Source organism: Klebsiella sp. P1954, assembly GCF_018199955.1.
GTDB classification, from domain to species: domain Bacteria; phylum Pseudomonadota; class Gammaproteobacteria; order Enterobacterales; family Enterobacteriaceae; genus Klebsiella; species Klebsiella pneumoniae.
In genome coordinates this window covers 66,192-86,230 of sequence record NZ_CP073374.1, presented here as the reverse complement: position 1 = coordinate 86,230, position 20,039 = coordinate 66,192, and the positions used below count along the sequence as shown (strand labels likewise).

Genomic DNA, 20,039 nt, shown 5'->3' with positions numbered 1-20,039 from the left:
CTTGGCGCCGACGCCTTGCCAATTGCAGAGAGCGCCGCCGCCATCGTCAGTGCTCTACAGAAAACCGGTCACACGGCTCTGCCGCGCAGACTCCTAGCCTAAATGTGACAGTGGTTGGTAATCCATGCCGCCCGCAAGGGCGGCGGTGGTGGGCCAATAGATGATTTTCAGAGCCTTACTGCCCGTTGACGCCCAATCCCTCGAGCGCGAGTCTAGCCGCAGCGGCGATGACGGCCTCGCTGTGCTTGTCATCCTTGTTAGGCGCCCGGGTGTAGACGGCCAACACAATAGGTGCGCGCCCAGTGGGCCAGACGACGGCATAGTCATTTGCCGTGCCATACACTCCGCAGGTTCCGGTTTTGTCTCCGACTGCCCAGTCTGCCGGCACCGCCGCGCGGATGCGGTGGTTGCCGGTCGTGTTTCCCTTTAGCCAATCAACAAACTGCTGCCGCTGCGGCGCAGCCAGTGCAGAGCCCAGTGTCAGTTTTTGTAAGCTTTCCGTCACGGCGCGCGGCGATGAGGTATCGCGCGCATCGCCTGGGATGGCGGAGTTCAGCTCCAGCTCCCAGCGGTCCAGACGGAACGTGGTATCGCCGATAGAGCGCATGAAGGCCGTCAGCCCGGCCGGGCCGCCCAACTCCTTCAGCAACAAATTGGCGGCGGCGTTATCACTGTATTGCACGGCGGCCGCGGACAGCTCCGCCACCGTCATGCCTGTTGTCAGATATTTTTCCGAGATGGGTGACCACGGAACCAGCGCATTTTTGCCGTAACGGATGGGTGTGTCCAGCAAGCCGGCCTGCTGCTGGCTGCGAGCCAGCACAGCGGCAGCAAGAAAGCCCTTGAATGAGCTGCACAGTGGGAAGCGCTCCTCAGCGCGGTAACTTACAGTTGCGCCTGAGCCGGTATCCATCGCGTACACACCGATGGAGCCGCCAAAGTCCTGTTCGAGTTTAGCGAATGGTTCCGCGACGAGGTTGGTCAGCGCGGTGGCAGAAAAGCCAGCCAGCGGCCATGAGAGACAAGACAGCAGAACTAGACGGCGATACAGTGACATCAACGATATTCCTTGTTTGAAGGTGGAGCTAGGTGTAGCGGCCGGATGTAATCAGGCCGCTACAGCTGGGATTAGGGGTCTGACGCTCAGTGGAACGAAAACTCACGTTAAGAAGTCATTTTTCAATATTATTGAAGCATTTATCAGGGTTATTGTCTCATGAGCGGATACATATTTGAATGTATTTAGAAAAATAAACAAATAGGGGTTCCGCGCACATTTCCCCGAAAAGTGCCACCTGACGTCTAAGAAACCATTATTATCATGACATTAACCTATATGTCAAGACCCGGCTGGTTATACACGCGTTTCCTGAACAATTCAGGGCGTTTTTCATGCCATTCCTTGAGCGCCTGAACGGGTGTTTTGTGTTGGAGCGCGCGTTGCGGAATGCTGTGGTTGTAGATCTTGACGTAATTGCGCAGCGTCGATTCCAGTTCGGCAGCTGAACCAAAACGGGTCTGGTTGACGATGTCGCTGATACGACCGTTGAAGCGCTCCACCATGCCGTTGGTCTGCGGATGACGAGGCGGGATGAGCCGGTGCTCGATGCCGAGCTGCTTGCACAGGCGGTCGAACACGTGTGTGCCGCTGGGTTCCTTCTTCTTGCCGCCAGCCGTGAAGCGGTCGGTGAACTGGCTGCCGTTGTCGGTCAGAAGCTTGACGATCTTGACGGGACAGGCTTGCTGGACTTTGTTGAGGAAGTCGCCACTGCTGCCATCGGTCTGGTCGGCATAGAGCTCGATGAAGACCCAGCGCGTAGCACGGTCGATGGCAACGAAGAGATAGCGCCTTGCCGTCTCGTCGGGCATCTGCGGCAGGTACTTGATGTCGATGTGCACAAAGCCCGGCTCGTAGTCCTTGAAGGTCTTTTTCGTGGCGGGCGCAGTGCCTTCCTGCTCGACCAGGTTACGTAGATCCGAGACACCGTGGCGGCGCAGGCAACGTCCCAGGCCGGCACGCGAGACGGCTGGATTGATGAACTCGCGCGTGACCGCCAGCAGGTCGTCCGTGGGCAGCAGCAACGTCTTGCGCAGCTCCACCACGATGAGCTCCTGCTCGGGCGTGAGCGTCGTGTACATCTTGTTCGGCGCATGCGACTTGTCTTCAGGAGACTCGCGGTTTTGCCACTTTCGGATGGTTTGGCGGGTGACGTTGTACATCCTGGCCAGTTCGGCCTGCGGGAGCGTCGAGTTCCTGATTTCCTCACGGATCAGGTGGGTAGTACGGGCTTGGCTGTGCAGTGCCTGGGTCATCGAGTTGCCAGTGAAGAGTCGGATTGGAACAGTGTACGCAAAACGTGTCTGGCCTTGAAGAGCGGCCAGCTACGCATGGGTACATGATCCCACGAGTCCAGACACCTATAAAAATAGGCGTATCACGAGGCCCTTTCGTCTTCAAGAATTTTATAAACCGTGGAGCGGGCAATACTGAGCTGATGAGCAATTTCCGTTGCACCAGTGCCCTTCTGATGAAGCGTCAGCACGACGTTCCTGTCCACGGTACGCCTGCGGCCAAATTTGATTCCTTTCAGCTTTGCTTCCTGTCGGCCCTCATTCGTGCGCTCTAGGATCCTCCGGCGTTCAGCTTGTGCCACAGCCGACAGGATGGTGACCACCATTTGCCCCATATCACCGTCGGTACTGATCCCGTCGTCAATAAACCGAACCGCGACACCCTGAGCATCAAACTCTTTTATCAGTTGGATCATGTCGGCGGTGTCGCGGCCAAGACGGTCGAGCTTCTTCACCAGAATGACATCACCTTCCTCCACCTTCATCCTCAGCAAATCCAGCCCTTCCCGATCTGTTGAACTGCCGGATGCCTTGTCGGTAAAGAGGCACTGTTGCAAAGTTAGCGATGAGGCAGCCTTTTGTCTTATTCAAAGGCCTTACATTTCAAAAACTCTGCTTACCAGGCGCATTTCGCCCAGGGGATCACCATAATAAAATGCTGAGGCCTGGCCTTTGCGTAGTGCACGCATCACCTCAATACCTTTGATGGTGGCGTAAGCCGTCTTCATGGATTTAAATCCCAGCGTGGCGCCGATTATCCGTTTCAGTTTGCCATGATCGCATTCAATCACGTTGTTCCGGTACTTAATCTGTCGGTGTTCAACGTCAGACGGGCACCGGCCTTCGCGTTTGAGCAGAGCAAGCGCGCGACCATAGGCGGGCGCTTTATCCGTGTTGATGAATCGCGGGATCTGCCACTTCTTCACGTTGTTGAGGATTTTACCCAGAAACCGGTATGCAGCTTTGCTGTTACGACGGGAGGAGAGATAAAAATCGACAGTGCGGCCCCGGCTGTCGACGGCCCGGTACAGATACGCCCAGCGGCCATTGACCTTCACGTAGGTTTCATCCATGTGCCACGGGCAAAGATCGGAAGGGTTACGCCAGTACCAGCGCAGCCGTTTTTCCATTTCAGGCGCATAACGCTGAACCCAGCGGTAAATCGTGGAGTGATCGACATTCACTCCGCGTTCAGCCAGCATCTCCTGCAGCTCACGGTAACTGATGCCGTATTTGCAGTACCAGCGTACGGCCCACCGAATGATGTCACGCTGAAAATGCCGGCCTTTGAATGGGTTCATGTGCAGCTCCATCAGCAAAAGGGGATGATAAGTTTATCACCACCGACTATTTGCAACAGTGCCCATCGGCGTAGTAGTGGATGTGGTCGATGACAAAGCCGGTGCGGGTCAGCGTGCGCCGGAGGATCGGCAGAAAATCGACCAGGAACGAAGTAGCGCGTGTGACGACGGCCGGTACGCCGACACGCGCCACGGCCTCGGCCCAGCGCGCGGCCGGCGGTTGGAGCAGGCCGTTGTGCACCGAACCGTGGTAGGTGCCGACCGCCAATGTGAGCCAGCGCTCTAGCTCGCGCAGCGTCAGGGCGGCCTTGTTTTCGGAATCGTAGTCGCCGCGCTGGTCAGGGTTGGAGAAGGTCGTTCCCGGCAGTTCGTCGTGAATCATCTGCATCGCCGTGCCGATGATCCGTTCCACGATGCCGCCATAGTGCGGCTGTCCCAGCGGGCGATAGTCCAGCCGGATGCCATGCTGCTCGCAACCCCGGCGCAGGGCCTCGCTCTTGAACTCGGCCGCGTTGTCTAGGTAGAGCAGCAAGGGCTTGCCGCTCATCTGCCAATCCATTTCCACGTTCAGTCCTTCCAGCCAAGGGCGCTTGTCGCAGGCGACATGCACGAGGCACAGGCCAACCGAAACGGCAGACGGCGCTTCCAGCGTGACGACCATGCCGAGCACGCAGCGGGTGAACACGTCGATGGCGAGGGTCAGGTACGGGCGGCCAATAGGTTGCCGGTCGCGGTCATCGACCACGATCAGGTCGATGACCGTATGGTCTATCTGCACCTGCTCCAGCGGCGCGGTCACGGCAGGAGGCTCGCCGCCCACACCTTGTAGGTCACGAGCGGCATCCTGGCCTTCCCGCCGGCGGATGACCTTGCGCGGGTCAAGGCTAGCGATCCGTAAGGCCACGGTATTGCGCGCCGGCACTCGCAGTTTTTGAGCCTTGCACACCTGAGTGACTTCGCGGTGAAAGGCCGCTAGGCTGCGCTTCTGCTTGGTCAGGAACCGCTTTTGCAGTAGCTCGTGGATGACGCGCTCGACCGGTTCCGGCAAGCGCCCCTTACCTTTACCTCCACCGGACTGGCCGGGCACCAGATCCGTCACGAGGCCGCTGCCTTGCCGGGCACGCCGGATCAGAACGTATACCTGGCGCCGAGACAAGCCCAGCGCCTGAGCCGCCATATCGGCCGCTTCGTGCCCGACCGTCTCCGACTGCGCCAACGGACTGATGATCTCCGCACGACGGCGCGCACGCTCCCAAGCCTCATCAGGCAGAGTGGCCACGCCTTGTTCTGGAATCCGTGGGGTGTCCGTCGCCATGCTCACCTCGCTTTGGTGCACACGAGTATTGAGCATAGTCGAGATTGGTGCAGATCACTTCTGATATTGAACTGTCAGGAGCTGGCTGCACAACAGCCATTACGCCCAATCAACTGGTGCAGTCGTCTTCTGAAAATGACATCCATGCCCAGCCCGTGCGCGAGCTGGATCACCGCCCGCACGATAGTTTGGTCACGGGCATCATCCGGGAGCCTGGCGACAAAGGATTGGTCGATTTTCAATGTGGTGATGGGGCAGCATTTCAGATGTTGCAGGCAGGAATAGCCGGTGCCGAAGTCGTCGGCGGCGAAGCGCACGCCGATGGCGCGCAAGGCGTCGAAACTGGCGAACAGGGCTGGATTGCCGAATGCGACCGATTCGGTCAGTTCGATCTCCAGAAGCTCGGCGGGCAGGGCCATATCGGCCAGCACCCGCTTTACCTCGTCGTCGAACGTTGGCCCAACCTGGCTGGCGGACACATTGATGGCAAGACGGAACGGTTGCCATGCCGGTCCTTGCCACTTGTGCATCTGGCGACAGGCCTCGCCCAGCACCCACGCGCCTATTTCCGGCATCAGGCCGAACGACTCGGCCAGCGGCAGGAACTGGCCGGGCGGCAACAGGCCAAGCCTCGGATGCCGCCAGCGCATCAACGCTTCCGCGCCAGCGATCCGGTGATCGCGCAGATCGACCAGCGGCTGGTAATGCAGGTCAAGCTGTCCGCGCGCCGCCGCCTGCGCCAACTCGGCCGCCGTCCATCCGGCGGGCTGCGAACTCGTCATGATCCGCCCCGGAAGGCGCGCAGCAGCCGCGTTACGGCCAGAACGAACAAGCCGGTCAGCGCGAGCGCGGCAACACCCCAATGCTCGCCAAGGAAGGCACCGGCGGTCGTCCCGGCCAGCACGGCGGCGAGAATCGGCAGATGGCAGGGGCAGGTCAACACGGCCAGCGCACCCCACAGGTAGCCGGAAACGGGTTGGCGCGTCTCGGGCGGCAGTTTGTCAGGGGCGTTCACGGCAATGCCTCCTCGTGCGCCCGCTCGGCTGGCATGGAGGCCAGTTGCGCGTCCAGATGGGCCAACGCCGCGCGCCGCCGCTCGACCAACTGGCGCAGCACGGCAAGCTGCGCTGCGGCTTGTGCGCCGTCCGCTGCGTCGAGCGCACGGCACAGCCGCGCCAGGGCATCCAGGCCGATACCCGCCTCGAAGGCCGCGCGCACGAAGCACAGCCGTTGCAAGGCCGCATCGTCGAACACGCCGTAGCCGCCCGTGGTGCAGGCCACCGGCCGTAACAAGCCGCGCACCAGGTAGTCGCGCACGATATGTACGCTCACCCCAGCGTTATGGGCCAGTTGCGATACCGTGTAGGCGCTCATCGCACACCTCCTTGTCCTCACCCGGCGCAGCAGGAAAGCTGCTTCACATCCTTGTTGAAGGTCTGCGCCGCGAGCTTCAACCCTTCGACCATCGTCAGGTAGGGGAACAACTGGTCGGCCAGTTCCTGCACCGTCATCCGGTTGCGAATCGCCAGTGCGGCCGTCTGGATCAGTTCGCCCGCTTCCGGGGCCACTGCCTGCACGCCGATCAGTCGTCCGCTGCCTTCTTCAACCACCAGTTTGATGAAGCCGCGCGTGTCGAAGTTGGCGAGCGCGCGCGGCACGTTGTCCAGCGTTAGCGTGCGACTATCAGTTTTGATGCCGTCATGGTGCGCTTCCGCCTCGCTGTAGCCTACGGTCGCCACTTGCGGGTCGGTGAACACCACGGCCGGCATCGCGGTCAGGTTCAGGGCCGCGTCACCGCCGGTCATGTTGATCGCGGCGCGAGTGCCGGCCGCTGCCGCCACATAGACGAACTGCGGCTGGTCGGTGCAGTCGCCTGCGGCGTAGATGTGTTCCACGCTTGTACGCATGCCGGGGTCGATGACGATAGCGCCTTGCGGGGTGAGCGTGACGCCCGTCGCATCCAGTGCCAGCTTGCGTGTGTTGGGCGCGCGGCCGGTGGCGACCAGCAGCTTGTCGGCGCGCAGTTCGCCGTGCGCCGTGGTGAGCACGAATTCGCCGTCCCCTTCACCATTGATATACGCGACCTGGCTGGCCTGGGTGTGTTCCCTCACCTCGATGCCCTCCATGCGGAATGCGGCCGTGACGGCTTCGCCTATAGCTGGGTCTTCGCGGAAGAACAGCGTGCTGCGAGCCAGGATCGTCACCTTCGCTCCGAGTCGGGCGAACGCCTGCGCCAGCTCCAGCGCCACCACTGATGAGCCAATCACGGCCAGGCGCTTAGGAATCGTCTCGCTGACCAGCGCTTCAGTGGAAGTCCAGTACGGAGTGTCTTTCAGGCCGGGAATCGGCGGCACGGCCGGGCTCGCGCCGGTGGCGATCAGGCAGCGGTCGAATGCCACCACGCGCTCGCCGCCGTCGTTGAGTTGCACGATCAGGTTGCGATTGTCCTTAAAGCGGGCGGAGCCGTGCAGCACAGTGATCGCCGGATTGCCCTCCAAGATGCCTTCGTACTTGGCGTGGCGCAGTTCATCGACGCGGGCCTGCTGCTGGGCCAGCAGCGCCGTGCGCTGGATGGTCGGCGTGGTAGCGGCGATGCCGCCATCGAACGGGCTTTCCCGGCGCAGATGGGCGATATGGGCGGCGCGGATCATGATCTTGGACGGCACACAACCGACATTGACGCAGGTGCCGCCGATGGTGCCGCGCTCGATCAGCGTGACACGTGCGCCTTGCTCGACGGCCTTCAGCGCCGCTGCCATCGCGGCCCCGCCGCTGCCGATGACGGCGATATGCAATGCGCCGCTGCTACCCGTCTTGTCGTTTCTGCCCAGCAGATCGCGCATCTTGTCGAGCAATCCGCCCGGCGTCGAAACTGAGGGGGCATCGGCCAGCGTGGCCCGATAACCGAGTCCAGCTACAGCGGCCGTCAGCGCGTCGGGTGACGTGCCGACCTCAATGGCGAGCTTGGCGCTGCCCTTGGCGTAGGAGACATCCGCTGATTGCACGCCGGGCACTTTCTCCAGGGCGTCCTTGACATGCACTGCGCACGAGTCGCAAGTCATGCCGGTGATTTTGAGAGTGCTCATACCATCGTTCCTTATTCGTGTGGGCCGCCGTGTCGCACGGTCAGCCGTCTTTCACAAGCGCTTGGCGGGGAGTTCGCAGCCGTCCGGTCCGCAACGGCGATGCGCCGGCGACACGAAGTCCCAGATCGACACCCCAATCATCAAGGCCAGGCCGACGTACATCAGGTTCGCCGTCCACCAGTTGCCGAGCAGCCAGACCGTGGCCGCAAACACGATGGCCGGGCCGATCATGCCGAGCAGACTGCGCAGCCATTGCCGATGACTGAACCAACCCAGCGCGTTCGCCAGGAAGGCCAGCGCGGCAAACAGCGGCAGCAGGCGGCTGATGAACAGTCCCTCGTACTGGCTCAAGAAGCCCAGCCCGATGGCCGCGCCGAAGCTGGCGAGGGCTGGAAAGCAGGCGGCGCAGCCCATCGCGGAAACGACGCTGCCGAGCGCGCCGGTTTTATCGGCAATGCGTGTCATCAGTCCCATGAAGCGGCTCTCGCTGTTGTCGTTGGCTTGCTGGCTCACTGCTTGACGCTGGACGGATAGCCGGCGTCTGCGGTGGCCTTGGTCAGCTTCTGTACGCTGGCCTTGGTGTCGTCAAAAGTGACGACGGCCTCGCGCTTCTCGAAGCCCACATCGACCTTGCTCACGCCTTCGACCTTGGAGAGCGCTTTCTTGACTGTGATCGGGCAGGCGGCGCAAGTCATGCCGGGAACCGCTAGCGTGACGGTCTGGGTAGCGGCCCACACCGGGGCAACAGCGGCGGCGAGGGCAAGGGAGGCAAACAGTTTCTTCATGATGAACTCCTGGTTAATAGAAAAATGGAACGACATAGGGAAATCCAAGCGCGACCAGGACCAGCACGGCCACGATCCAGAAAATCAGCTTGTAGGTGGCGCGCACCTGCGGAATCGCGCAGACCTCACCTGGCTTGCATGCCTGCACGGGCCGGTAAATCCGCTTCCAGGCGAAGAACAGCGCCACTAGCGCCGCGCCGATGAACAACGGTCGATAGGGTTCCAGCACCGTCAGGTTGCCGATCCAAGCACCGGAGAAGCCCAGGGCGACCAGTACTAGCGGCCCCAGGCAGCAGGTCGATGCAAGAATGGCGGCCAGCCCGCCGGCGAAGAGCGCACCGCGCCCGTTTTGTGGTTCAGACATACGTTGGCCCTTTTGAATTTGGATTGGATAGCGTAACCTTACTTCCGTACTCATGTACGGAGTCAAGCGATATGGAAAATAATTTGGAAAACCTGACCATTGGCGTTTTTGCCAAGGCGGCCGGGGTCAACGTGGAGACAATCCGCTTCTATCAGCGCAAGGGCCTGTTGCGGGAACCGGACAAGCCTTACGGCAGCATCCGCCGCTATGGGGAGGCGGACGTGGTTCGGGTGAAATTCGTGAAATCGGCACAGCGGCTGGGGTTCAGTCTGGACGAGATTGCCGAGCTGTTGCGGCTCGACGATGGCACCCACTGCGAGGAGGCCAGCAGCCTGGCCGAACACAAGCTCAAGGACGTGCGCGAGAAGATGGCCGACTTGGCGCGCATGGAAACCGTGCTGTCTGAACTCGTGTGCGCCTGCCATGCACGAAAGGGGAATGTTTCCTGCCCGTTGATCGCGTCACTACAGGGCGAAGCAGGCCTGGCAAGGTCAGCTATGCCTTAGCGTGCTTTATTTAATGAGATGGTCACTCCCTCCTTCCCAGTACTATGCTGAGGACAGGCTTTCATTCGGAGAACCATCATGGAAAACATTGCGCTTATTGGTATCGATCTGGGTAAGAACTCTTTCCATATTCATTGTCAGGATCATCGTGGGAAGGCCGTTTACCGTAAAAAATTCACCCGACCAAAGCTAATCGAATTTCTGGCGACATGCCCGGCAACAACCATCGCGATGGAAGCCTGTGGCGGTTCTCACTTTATGGCACGCAAGCTGGAAGAGTTAGGGCATTTTCCAAAGCTGATATCACCGCAATTTGTCCGCCCATTCGTTAAAAGCAACAAAAATGACTTCGTTGATGCTGAAGCTATCTGTGAAGCAGCATCACGTCCATCTATGCGTTTCGTGCAGCCCAGAACCGAATCTCAGCAGGCAATGCGAGCTCTGCATCGTGTCCGTGAATCCCTGGTTCAGGATAAGGTGAAAACAACTAATCAGATGCATGCTTTTCTGCTGGAATTTGGTATCAGCGTTCCGCGAGGTGCTGCCGTTATTAGTCGACTGAGTACCCTTCTTGAGGACAGTAGTTTGCCTCTTTATCTCAGCCAGTTACTGCTGAAATTACAACAGCATTATCACTATCTTGTTGAGCAGATTAAAGATCTGGAATCTCAGTTGAAACGAAAGTTGGACGAAGATGAGGTTGGACAGCGCTTGCTGAGTATTCCCTGCGTTGGAACGCTGACTGCCAGTACTATTTCAACTGAGATTGGCGACGGGAAGCAGTACGCCAGCAGCCGTGACTTTGCGGCGGCAACAGGGCTGGTACCCCGACAGTACAGCACGGGAGGTCGGACGACATTGTTAGGGATTAGCAAGCGGGGCAACAAAAAGATCCGAACTTTGTTGGTTCAGTGTGCCAGGGTATTCATACAAAAACTGGAACACCAGTCTGGCAAGTTGGCCGACTGGGTCAGGGAGTTGTTGTGTCGGAAAAGCAACTTTGTCGTCACCTGTGCTCTGGCAAACAAGCTGGCCAGAATAGCCTGGGCACTGACGGCGCGACAGCAAACTTACGAAGCATAAAGGCAGAAATACACCAGTTTAAACAATCATTCATCTGGTTTTGCGAATACTGATATTGATGATACTAACGGCCCACCGGCCTGTTGAGGAACCTGTAAAACGGAAAGGCTCATTGAAGCCGTATATTTTCTGGAGGTTCATCAGGCGCGGAACTCATCGAGGCGCGGGAATAAAATCCCATTCAGACGCCGGATAGATTCAAGCAAGCCAACTTGTCGTCAAAATCGGTGTTGCAAAAACGGGAGTGACCATAGATTCCGTTTTCTGAGGTGCCCCCATAAAGCCCTGCGCAGCGCGCAGGGTCAGCCTGAATACGCGTTTAATGACCAGCACAGTCGTGATGGCAAGGTCAGAATAGCGCTGAGGTCTGCCTCGTGAAGAAGGTGTTGCTGACTCATACCAGGCCTGAATAGCTTCATCATCCAGCCAGAAAGTTATGGAGCCACGGTTGATGAGGGCTTTATTGTAGGTGGGCCAGTTGGTGATTTTGAACTTTTGCTTTGCCACGGAACGGTCTGCGTTGTCGGGAAGATACGTGATCTGATCCTTCAACTCAGCAAAAGTTGGTAATGACTCCAATTTACTGATAGTGTTTTATGTTCAGATAGTGCCCGATGACTTTGTCATGCAGCTCCACCGATTTTGAGAACGACAGGGACTTCCTGCCCAGCCTTGCCAGATGCTGTCTCAGATTCAGGTTGTGTCGCTCAATTCGCTGCGTGTAACGCTTACTGATGACGTGCAGTTTTCCCTTCAGACGTGACTCATACATCGGCCAGCCGTCCGTCATCCATACCACCACGTCAAAAACTGACAGCAGGCTCAGAAGACGCTCCAGTGTGGCCATAGTGCGTTCACCGAAAACGTGGGCTACCACCGCCCTGCGTATCCTGTCATACGCGTAAAACAGCCAGCGCTGACGTGATTTTGCACCGACGTAGCCCCATTGCTCGTCCATCTCCGCACAGACAATGACATCACTGCCCGGCTGTATCCGGGAGGTTACTGACTGCGGCCTGAGTTTTTTAAATGGCGCAAAATGGTGTTGAGGCCCACGCCCATTAGTCGTGCGGTGGCACGGCAACCGACGCCGTTCATAGCCATATCAATGATTTTCTGGTGTGTACCGGGCTGAGAAGCGGCATAAGTGAAGGTGAGCTGCCATGTTTTACGGCAGTGAGAGCAGAGATAACGTTGATGCCCGGCAGTACTTTTGCCATTACGCATCACGCCTTCAGTAGCGGAACAGGAGGGACAGCAGACGGAGACTGAAGCCACGGGAGCACCTCAAAAACACCATTATACACTAAATCAGCAAGTTGGTAGCATCACCATGTTTTCATACTGGCGTGTATGCCACATTATTAGCATTTTGCGAATAAAAATAACTGGCATAATTGTATTTAATGATAATGTTACATATTGTTAGCCAGGTTCCGGAAAGCGAGAACCGGAACCGCACCTGTCCAGCCGGTATTCCCGTCGATGACCCTCGCTTTTTACTGATTTGTGCCCGACTGAGAAGTCGGTAACTCAGTTTCGGAATCGGCGCAGATGAGTTTCGGGAACAAAATAAATGTTGCCGCGCGCCCGTGAGCATGCCACGTACAGCCTGTTACGGGACGACGGTGGAAGGGTTGCCAGTTCCTGACGGGTCAGAAGCTTCCAGTGGGAGGATCCCATCACAATGCAGACATCCTGAAAGTGATCGAGCCCTTTACTGGCGCCCCAGTTCATGGAATAGCAGCCGTAACGGTGATGTTCACGATAGAAGAGCTTAATCACCGTATTATCGGCGTGCAGGGTGGCTGAGCGCTCTGTATCTGCGATCGTTTCAATCAGGGAGGCATGTATCCCATGGGCAGCGATACGGATGTTCAGTTGCCCGGTGATAAACTCGCACACTGAAGCTGAGCAACGCCATGTCCGGTTGAGCGTGTCCCGGTCAACCGCGAAACCTGCTGCGTCGAAGCGGGCCTCATATCGCGTGATGTCGTCGTGCAGCGTTGAATTAACGTTGCCGTCATGGCTTGTATCAAAGGTATGCTGATAAAAATCGCCGCAACAGAGCACAGTGATTTCCGCGCGGCAGAGCTCCAGCAGAAAATTAAAGTCATGTCCGGCAAAGTCCTGGACTTCATCGACAAGCAGTTCATCATAGTAACGGGCAAGCCGGATACGGATATCCGGCAGCAACCCCCGGGCTGTCAGTAAATGTGCGAGCCTCCGGTGATACAGCCGTCCGGCGGGATCCTGATAATGCCGGGCATTCGTGCGCGGTATTCTGGGTGGGGGCTGGTCGAAGCTCAGGCCACGCGATGCCAGCTGCTCCTGCAGGAAAGGCCGGAAGCAAAAACCGTGCAGAAACTCAAACCAGGTCATCACCCTGATCCCTTCCGGGATAAAGCCAAAACGTCTGATAATCTGTGCCCGCAGATGCGCTTCATTATTCACGGTGAAGGTCAGGAGCAGCGTCCTCCTGTCCTCACTCAACCGTCGTATCAGCAGCGTGGTCTTGCCCGAGCCGGCAACCGCAAATATCACTCTCTTATCCATGCCAGTGCCTCCTGAATATAATCAGGTACGGTCAGCTCTCCGGCGTGCAGCTGTAACAGCCGGAATGCTGCTTCTGCCTTATTGGCCAGCATGTATTCCTGCACCGTGAGTGTCCGGCGGGGTCCGCGGAAAAGCGTATCACACAGATCAGCGTTATCCTGATACAGGCTGATTTCAAATGTGGATCGGGTGTTATCGCGATCAGCAAATACCCGGGAGCGGGAACAAATCACGTCAGCATAGCGTTCATCGCAGTTTTGCTGATAGTTGCCGTCATTATCACGAAGGGCCGCGACGCGATTTTCCAGAAGACGGGCCAGTTCAAGATAACGACGGAAACTCGTTCCGCCGATAGCGATGATGTGAACTCCGTCTTCCTCCGGTGCCCTGCCATACAGGCGGCGATAAAAGGCCTCGATCAGAATAAACTCAGCATCCCCCTCCACGAGCAGCACACGTCTGGCCAGCGCAAATTCCAGTACGTTATTATCCGGTGCTTTCATGAAGAAGGCGGCAGTCTCAGCGGAAAGTTCATTCATCAGTACCGGCCGGGCAGACCCGAGGAGGATTGCCTTACGCAGATCGAGGCGGGAGGAGATATGGCTGCTGTGTGTGGCAATAAACACCTGCGTCTGCCGTTCAGTGGCAAGCTGATTAACCAGCCTCTTCATACTGACATGGCTGAGATGATTTTCCGGCTCCTCAAGCAACAGTACGTGGAGCTCTCCCTGCTGCTGATGCCGCTGCAGCGCAAACTCCGTTTTGATGAAGCACTGCCTTCCTTTTCCACGGTGACGAATGGAAATACCGTCCTCGGTAATGTCCAGATTCGCCTCAAGCCCTGATTTAGCACCGGAACGCACGCCAAACTGATACGTTTCCAGCGTGTCGTTTATGGCTGACAGATGCCGGGTGCAGAAGTGCATTTTCTGTTGCCGGTAACTGTTTTCAAGCCGGTACCGATCGGCCACCGGCACATTGACGCTGTAAACTGTGCGCGTATATTCCTGTGCGGCGTGCTCGTTATCGATGCGTGCACTGTCTAAGAGCAGATGGCGCAGATAGCGTCTGAAGCTGGCGAAATGACCACCGGAGAAGGTGCTGAACCGCACGGAATAGTATTCATAGGGAAAATTATCGGGATCCTGCTGTAGTACATTGTGAATATCCTGGCCGTATTCCTCCGTCATTGGTGCAATACGCATTCTGAGACCATCCGCATTGATACCCGCCAGATTTTGCCTGCCGTTCAGGTCAGGATCTCCCCCATTACTCAGGAAAACGTCAGCTGTCAGCACGGGTAACTGATCGGCGCGGCGCTCACCTTCCTGAAACTGCCTTACTGCTGACTGGGACAGGAGCGATTCCACACCCAATGCCTCGACCCGGTGCCGGCTGTCACTCAGCACAAGGTCAAGGGCCAGCAGAATCGTGCTTTTCCCGGACTCATTGTCCCCGACCAGAATGTTACGGTCATGAGTGAAGCGCAGGTCCAGTTCCGGAAACTTTTTAAAGTTTTGCAGCATAAGCCGCGTGATCAGAGGCATCTTTTATTCCTTTATATACCGCTGACTGAAAGAGTGTCCGGCTGCGCCAGACCGCCTGTTTTGTTTTACAGCGTTATCTTACCCAGTCTTCCAGCACAAGACCCGGTACCCGCTCAAATTCCCGCGTATTATTCGTCACCAGCACGGCACCGGCGGCGATGGCGTGCCCGGCAATGGCCGTGTCGTTCGGGCCGATCGGCGTCCCGGCCATTCGCAGCGCCACCTTAATCTCCGTGGTGGCGTCCACCGCAGCGCGATCCCAGGGCAGGATGGCATCGAGGCGGGCGCAGAACGCGTCGACCAGCTCGACGTGGCGCGGGGAGGCCTTCGGGCCGGTGGCCCCGAAGCGCATTTCAGAATAAGTGATGGCCGAGACAACGATGCGCTGGCCGCGCAGCACCGCCTGCTCCAGGCGCTTCAGGACGGCTTCCGGCTGCTCGCGCATGATGAACGAGCAGATACAGGTGTCGAGCATATAGGTCTTGTTCACAGGTTAAATCGTCCTTCGTCGCTGACAACGTCCTCGCGCTCCGCCATAAAGTCCGGGTCTGCCTTCTCGAACTGCGCGAACGAGCCCCAGGTCGGCCGGACGGGACGCAAAATAATGCTGTCCCCTTCCCGGACGATCTCCAGCTCGCTCACTCCCTCAAAATCCAGATCGCGGGGCAGACGAATGGCGCGGTTATTGCCGTTTTTAAAAATGGATACAGTTCTCATCATTTCCTCCTGGCCGACCGGCCTGTATGACTATGTTCAGTATATGCAGATGCAAAGCATATGTATAGTCATAGCATATGCAGATGGTAAGTATATGCGTATGCCACACCTATGCAGATGCCCGGCATATGGATATGTTGAACCTATGTTGTATTCTCTCTTTTCCCGGTCAGATCCGAAAAAAGCTAGTTCCGGATCTGCCGGAACGGCTCCGGCGCGCAGCGGCCCGGCAACACAAGATGTAGCGGTGTTCCCAGCTGAGGATGACGCTATATGTTGTGTCCCTCCCCTCCCCCGTGACCGGCCGCTCACCACCGGAAAACGCCGCTTTGCTTATTCTCTCACCGTGGTACACTTCCGGAAACTTCGTAAAGCGCGAAAAGTCGGATCCGGACGGAACGGCCGTCCTGTAATTTAACGGCGTGGCTGTATGGCTGCTTGTTATCTCTAAGGTGATTATTTTGTATGTGAATTTCACGAAGTGAAATTAATGGCGACATAACAGTATGTTTCAGGCGGGCGTGAGTCAGCTGCATCCTTACGCTATACTGATATGCATATCATCAGTATGTATTCCGGAGTGCATTATGAAGCAGCGCATCACTGTCACCATAGACAGCGACAGTTATCAGTTACTGAAATCCGCAGACGTCAATATCTCCGCCCTGGTGAACAGGGCCATGCAGAATGAGGCCCGTCGTCTGCGTTCCGAACGCTGGCAGGCTGAAAATCAGGAAGGGATGGCCGAGGTTGCCCGCTTTATTGAGATGAACGGTTCATTCGCCGACGAAAACAGGGACTGGTGAGATGCAGTTTAAGGTTTATGCCTATAAAAGAGAGAGCCGCTATCGTCTGTTCGTGGATGTGCAGAGTGACATCATCGATACCCCCGGGCGACGGATGGTGATCCCGCTGGCCAGCGCCCGGCTGCTGTCGGATAAGGTTTCCCGTGAACTCTATCCGGTGGTGCACATCGGGGATGAAAGCTACCGCCTGATGACCACGGACATGGCCAGCGTCACGTCCTCCGTCACCGGGGAGGAAGTGGCCGATCTCAGCCACCGGGAAAATGACATCAAAAATGCGATAAACCTGATGTTCTGGGGAATTTGACAGCCTCCCCGCCCTGAAAGACATCGAGGATGTCAAAACGAAGCATTGCCGCAGAGCTTAACCCTCAGCATGAACTGCCCTCCGGAGCGGATGCCCTGCAGGCTTTCGCGGGGTCAGCTTAAACGAACGGTTCACACAAACACCCTTAAGTCAGTAAAAGGAAACCAGATGAACAGAACTGATGGCGAACCAGAGACAGACGTGATGGCCACCGCTTTCAGCACCATGCGCAAGTACGGCATGAATATCATCACCGCCACGCAGCATATGGATATTAATGCTTACGTGAAATCCGATCCGCGGATGCCGAGAACGCGGCTGCGTCGTTACCTGGGACAGTACGGCCTGCGCGGTGAGGCCCTGAGCGCGGAGGTAAGACGTATCGTCGCTGGCCCTGAACGACCAGATAACACGCTGAAAGCCGGAATCTTCTATACGTGGCCCTATGGCTGGGAGCCTGCGGATTTCACGCCAGTGATGAGGCGCATTTTCAAGGGAAAGCGCACCCGCCATGTGATGTTGTTTGATGAACTGCCTCAGCTGTTTGGCAAGAATGACTATTGAACCGGATACTATTTTTGAGGCGAGGTATGGGTACACCAACATTTAGCTCATTTAACGATGTGGTCCGGGAGCTTGAGGATGTATATGGCCACCAGGAGCTGTGGCTTTATTCTGGCCTTAATGAGGACAGCCCCATCGAGACAGCCCGCAGGCGTCAGAAATGGCGATCTCCAAAAATTCTCAAACGAAACGGCAGAATGGTGGCAGAACAATCAGGCCAGCCTGATTTCTGGGTGCTCACGGGTGACTACCATCTGCCGCAGTCTGAACACAGCGCTCCGCCGTGGAAAGCCTGCCTCATCAATAAGGTCTTTAAAGTGTATTGTTCACTTCACTGTTAGGGAAAAAAACATGACCGACTGTGTTACCCGGACTGGTGACGACAAAACAATGTGGCTCGTGACATTGCCGGAGATCATTACAAATAACAGTACCCGCCAGGAGGAAAATCTGGTCGTTATTCTGAGCAGGGAGGAATCGTGGGGGCCAACTTCTGACCATTTTCCCGACGGATTGTACCGGGTCTCCTGCATAATGACACTGTACCTTGCCGATACCGAACTGACGAAGACTCAGACTTTCACTGCAATCTACTGGCCTCAACAGAAGGCCCTGCATCTGTTTACAGATGAGTTCAGACTGGAACGCCGCCTGCAGGGACTCGGCCTGGGTAGCTGGATCACGCAGCAGTTTGTTCTCTGGGCCAGAGGCCTTCCGCCAGCAACCCTGGTTTTGCCGATTGAAATTTCCCGGGTTGATGAAGAAAACGAAGAAAACAAGATCCGGAGGGACAGGCTGTGGCACGCAATGGGTTTCCGGTTCCCGGCGGGGGAAACCAGCTCAATGCCGCTGCGGGCAGACGAACTGCAGTTGCCACGGGGCAGGTGCTCAACGCTCCGGGTGGAGCCCCTGGTATCCGCGGTACGCCGGCTGGAAGACTGTTATCGCGGGCTGCAGGAAAAAATCGTGCAGCTCGAAGGCAAAAAACGGTCGCAAAAACAGTTAATTACTTCACTTAAGAATCGTCCATTTTATCATCTGTTGCACAGGAAAGAGGGCCAGCTCCCGGACGAGAAATGTGACGCCCTGCCGCTGCGGGCAGAAAAACTGTCTCTGCCGCAGAGCGGGGATTCAGACCTGGAGGTGGCGCAACGGGCAACCGGGGTCATCCGGCTGGCTACCCTGTGTGCTCAGTCGCAGAAAAGAATCCTGGAGCTGGAAAGGGAGCTTGCCTCGCAAAGTGAGGAGCTCGTTGACCTGCAGGCACATCCCTTTTTTAACCTGCGGGATAAATACCGCGGCCAGATCCTGTTCTGGGGATGGGGGATGGGTTTTCTGTGCTTTATCTACTGGATGTTGGTGTCATGAATGTTCCCGTTCCATAGCCACCCACTGAAGAGGAGTGAAACCTGTGCCCGAAAATATCGTGTCTACCGTCATTGACGGGGTAGTTTTGTTTGTGACTTCGTCTGTTTTCTGGCTGGCCGTCGCTGGCTGGTTAGTCATCCTGACTCCGGTAATATTACGAAGAAAATTCTCGGCAAAGAAAAAAATTAACAGAAATTATGAATAACCTGGTTCCAGTTGGATCTCCGGCATCTCCCGGAACATTGCTCCCGGTGGCCATCGATTACCCTGCCGCCCTCGCCCTGCGCCAGATGGCGCTCGTGCAGGATGAACTGCCGAAATACCTGCTGGCGCCGGAAGTCAGCGCCCTGCTCCATTACGTGCCGGATCTTCACCGCAAGATGCTGCTGGCGACGCTGTGGAACACCGGCGCGCGCATTAATGAAGCGCTCGCGCTGACCCGGGGGGATTTTTCGCTGGTGCCGCCGTATCCGTTCGTGCAGCTGGCCACGCTCAAGCAGCGCACCGAGAAAGCGGCCAGGACGGCAGGTCGTGCCCCCGCAGGCAGTCAGGTCCATCGTCTGGTTCCCCTTTCCGATCACCACTATGTCAGCCAGCTGCAGATGATGGTGGCCACCCTGAAAATTCCGCTGGAAAGACGAAACAAGCGCACCGGCAGAATGGAGAAGGCACGTATCTGGGAGATCACAGACCGTACCGTGCGCACCTGGCTTAGCGAAGCGGTGGAGGCCGCAGCGGCCGACGGGGTGACGTTCTCAGTACCGGTTACCCCCCATACGTTCCGTCACTCCTACGCGATGCATATGCTGTACGCCGGCATACCTCTGAAGGTTTTGCAGAGCCTGATGGGCCACAAATCGATCAGTTCCACGGAGGTCTATACGAAGGTGTTTGCGCTCGATGTCGCGGCACGGCACCGGGTGCAGTTTGCTATGCCGGAAGCTGAAGCTGTTGCGTTGATAAAAAAGTTAACCCCAAACCAATCTACATAGGTCAACTATGGGTAATACCCCAGGTTTCGACCTAAAGTAGTTCTTGTGTGGGAAACAGTCCAAGCTTAATGGGGGCTTATCCAGCCTCACTTTTTACAGCTTTCAATCACATTAATTATGTTCAGAAAGGCCCTCATTGCCCTAAAGAAAAAAAATGCAGCCATGAAAATAAGGAATAATTGAGATACAACTCCTGCTAAATCATGGTTGCTACCAGCCACTGATAGCAACGTAAATAGTAATGCAAGCGAAAAATGTAAGGCGATTGTAGTATTTGAATTCATGTATATCCCCTTATGTATAGGACTGAGGCCATCCGCAAATTTTCACTATCGCGAAGTTGTTGCCTCGATATAAAAGGTGTTACCACCCTGAACAAGATAACAAGAT

24 protein-coding genes and 3 pseudogenes are annotated in these 20,039 nt (G+C 56.9%); 9 read left to right on the top strand and 18 right to left on the bottom strand.

What is annotated here, in order from left to right:
• Positions 1–175 precede the first annotated feature (175 nt).
• The 12 genes and pseudogenes from KB890_RS26540 to KB890_RS26485 form a co-directional block, all read right to left on the bottom strand.
• Complete coding sequence (locus tag KB890_RS26540; protein ID WP_004199234.1) at positions 176–1,057, bottom strand: carbapenem-hydrolyzing class A beta-lactamase KPC-2; 882 nt, start codon at positions 1,055–1,057, stop codon at positions 176–178.
• A gap of 275 nt (positions 1,058–1,332) precedes the next feature.
• The gene (locus KB890_RS26535) at positions 1,333–2,313 is read right to left on the bottom strand and encodes an IS481-like element ISKpn27 family transposase (RefSeq protein WP_013213985.1); all 981 of its coding nucleotides are present in this window, start codon (positions 2,311–2,313) and stop codon (positions 1,333–1,335) included.
• Positions 2,314–2,435: 122 nt separating this feature from the next.
• Positions 2,436–2,897, bottom strand: a pseudogene (locus KB890_RS26530) (recombinase family protein); the annotation flags it as partial.
• A gap of 51 nt (positions 2,898–2,948) precedes the next feature.
• Positions 2,949–3,653, bottom strand: coding sequence for an IS6-like element IS26 family transposase (locus KB890_RS26525; protein WP_004217321.1), 705 nt, complete (start codon positions 3,651–3,653; stop codon positions 2,949–2,951).
• 64 nt (positions 3,654–3,717) lie between these two features.
• A pseudogene (locus KB890_RS26520) lies at positions 3,718–4,968 on the bottom strand (transposase); the annotation flags it as partial.
• A 74-nt stretch (positions 4,969–5,042) separates the two neighbouring features.
• Entirely contained in the window at positions 5,043–5,711 is a 669-nt protein-coding gene (locus KB890_RS26515) for an EAL domain-containing protein (RefSeq protein WP_001300294.1), read from the bottom strand.
• A gap of 35 nt (positions 5,712–5,746) precedes the next feature.
• Entirely contained in the window at positions 5,747–5,983 is a 237-nt protein-coding gene (merE, locus tag KB890_RS26510; protein ID WP_000993386.1) for a broad-spectrum mercury transporter MerE, read from the bottom strand.
• Complete coding sequence (gene merD / locus KB890_RS26505) at positions 5,980–6,342, bottom strand: mercury resistance co-regulator MerD (RefSeq protein ID WP_001277456.1); 363 nt, start codon at positions 6,340–6,342, stop codon at positions 5,980–5,982. The genes merE and merD overlap by 4 nt, the downstream gene beginning before the upstream one ends.
• A gap of 17 nt (positions 6,343–6,359) precedes the next feature.
• Positions 6,360–8,054 carry a mercury(II) reductase gene (gene merA, locus KB890_RS26500; RefSeq protein WP_000105636.1) on the bottom strand — a complete coding sequence of 565 codons (1,695 nt, stop codon included), beginning with the start codon at positions 8,052–8,054 and terminating at the stop codon, positions 6,360–6,362.
• 51 nt (positions 8,055–8,105) lie between these two features.
• Positions 8,106–8,528, bottom strand: a complete 423-nt coding sequence (merC, locus tag KB890_RS26495; protein WP_001340589.1) for an organomercurial transporter MerC — start codon at positions 8,526–8,528, stop codon at positions 8,106–8,108.
• A gap of 35 nt (positions 8,529–8,563) precedes the next feature.
• Positions 8,564–8,839, bottom strand: coding sequence for a mercury resistance system periplasmic binding protein MerP (gene merP, locus KB890_RS26490; RefSeq protein WP_000732292.1), 276 nt, complete (start codon positions 8,837–8,839; stop codon positions 8,564–8,566).
• Positions 8,840–8,852: 13 nt separating this feature from the next.
• Complete coding sequence (locus KB890_RS26485; RefSeq protein ID WP_001294663.1) at positions 8,853–9,203, bottom strand: mercuric transport protein MerT; 351 nt, start codon at positions 9,201–9,203, stop codon at positions 8,853–8,855.
• Between the two features lie 71 nt (positions 9,204–9,274).
• On the opposite strand from KB890_RS26485, the gene merR reads away from it, so the two are divergent.
• On the top strand, positions 9,275–9,709 hold the full coding sequence (gene merR, locus KB890_RS26480; RefSeq protein ID WP_000429836.1) for an Hg(II)-responsive transcriptional regulator: 435 nt from the start codon (positions 9,275–9,277) through the stop codon (positions 9,707–9,709).
• Between the two features lie 78 nt (positions 9,710–9,787).
• Positions 9,788–10,792: an IS110-like element IS5075 family transposase gene (locus KB890_RS26475; protein ID WP_000427619.1), complete on the top strand. Its 1,005-nt coding sequence runs from the start codon at positions 9,788–9,790 to the stop codon at positions 10,790–10,792.
• A 276-nt stretch (positions 10,793–11,068) separates the two neighbouring features.
• Here KB890_RS26475 and KB890_RS26470 read toward each other — a convergent pair.
• The 6 genes and pseudogenes from KB890_RS26470 to vapB form a co-directional block, all read right to left on the bottom strand.
• Positions 11,069–11,344 (bottom strand): annotated as a pseudogene (locus tag KB890_RS26470) (transposase); the annotation flags it as partial.
• 28 nt (positions 11,345–11,372) lie between these two features.
• Positions 11,373–12,070, bottom strand: a protein-coding gene (locus KB890_RS26465; protein WP_223174630.1) for an IS1 family transposase whose coding sequence is annotated in 2 segments (ribosomal slippage) — positions 11,373–11,821 and positions 11,821–12,070 — 699 coding nt in all. Because the reading frame shifts where the segments join, the coding sequence is not laid out codon by codon here.
• A gap of 255 nt (positions 12,071–12,325) precedes the next feature.
• Positions 12,326–13,348 (bottom strand): helicase UvrD, encoded by a 1,023-nt coding sequence (locus KB890_RS26460; protein WP_000361404.1) that lies wholly within the window; start codon positions 13,346–13,348, stop codon positions 12,326–12,328.
• Complete coding sequence (locus KB890_RS26455; RefSeq protein ID WP_004206609.1) at positions 13,333–14,895, bottom strand: ATP-dependent nuclease; 1,563 nt, start codon at positions 14,893–14,895, stop codon at positions 13,333–13,335. The genes KB890_RS26460 and KB890_RS26455 overlap by 16 nt, the downstream gene beginning before the upstream one ends.
• A 73-nt stretch (positions 14,896–14,968) precedes the next feature.
• A complete protein-coding gene (locus KB890_RS26450; protein WP_001044770.1) occupies positions 14,969–15,385 on the bottom strand; it encodes a type II toxin-antitoxin system VapC family toxin in 417 nt (138 codons plus the stop codon).
• Positions 15,382–15,612, bottom strand: coding sequence for a type II toxin-antitoxin system VapB family antitoxin (vapB, locus tag KB890_RS26445; protein WP_001261282.1), 231 nt, complete (start codon positions 15,610–15,612; stop codon positions 15,382–15,384). The genes KB890_RS26450 and vapB overlap by 4 nt, the downstream gene beginning before the upstream one ends.
• On the opposite strand from vapB, the gene KB890_RS26440 reads away from it, so the two are divergent.
• The 7 genes from KB890_RS26440 (at position 15,569) to KB890_RS26410 (ending at position 19,649) form a co-directional block, all read left to right on the top strand.
• A complete protein-coding gene (locus KB890_RS26440) occupies positions 15,569–16,030 on the top strand; it encodes a hypothetical protein (protein WP_160880186.1) in 462 nt (153 codons plus the stop codon). The two genes, vapB and KB890_RS26440, sit on opposite strands and share 44 nt — an antisense overlap.
• Before the next feature lie 169 nt (positions 16,031–16,199).
• The gene (ccdA, locus tag KB890_RS26435; protein ID WP_001568025.1) at positions 16,200–16,418 is read left to right on the top strand and encodes a type II toxin-antitoxin system antitoxin CcdA; all 219 of its coding nucleotides are present in this window, start codon (positions 16,200–16,202) and stop codon (positions 16,416–16,418) included.
• A 1-nt stretch (position 16,419) separates the two neighbouring features.
• The gene (gene ccdB / locus KB890_RS26430; protein ID WP_013023785.1) at positions 16,420–16,725 is read left to right on the top strand and encodes a type II toxin-antitoxin system toxin CcdB; all 306 of its coding nucleotides are present in this window, start codon (positions 16,420–16,422) and stop codon (positions 16,723–16,725) included.
• 168 nt (positions 16,726–16,893) lie between these two features.
• Positions 16,894–17,289 carry a hypothetical protein gene (locus tag KB890_RS26425; protein ID WP_017899885.1) on the top strand — a complete coding sequence of 132 codons (396 nt, stop codon included), beginning with the start codon at positions 16,894–16,896 and terminating at the stop codon, positions 17,287–17,289.
• Between the two features lie 26 nt (positions 17,290–17,315).
• A complete protein-coding gene (locus KB890_RS26420; protein ID WP_053389906.1) occupies positions 17,316–17,630 on the top strand; it encodes a hypothetical protein in 315 nt (104 codons plus the stop codon).
• A gap of 10 nt (positions 17,631–17,640) precedes the next feature.
• Entirely contained in the window at positions 17,641–18,657 is a 1,017-nt protein-coding gene (locus KB890_RS26415) for a hypothetical protein (protein WP_017899884.1), read from the top strand.
• 197 nt (positions 18,658–18,854) lie between these two features.
• Complete coding sequence (locus KB890_RS26410) at positions 18,855–19,649, top strand: site-specific integrase (protein WP_004197635.1); 795 nt, start codon at positions 18,855–18,857, stop codon at positions 19,647–19,649.
• The last annotated feature ends 390 nt before the right edge of the window (positions 19,650–20,039 follow it).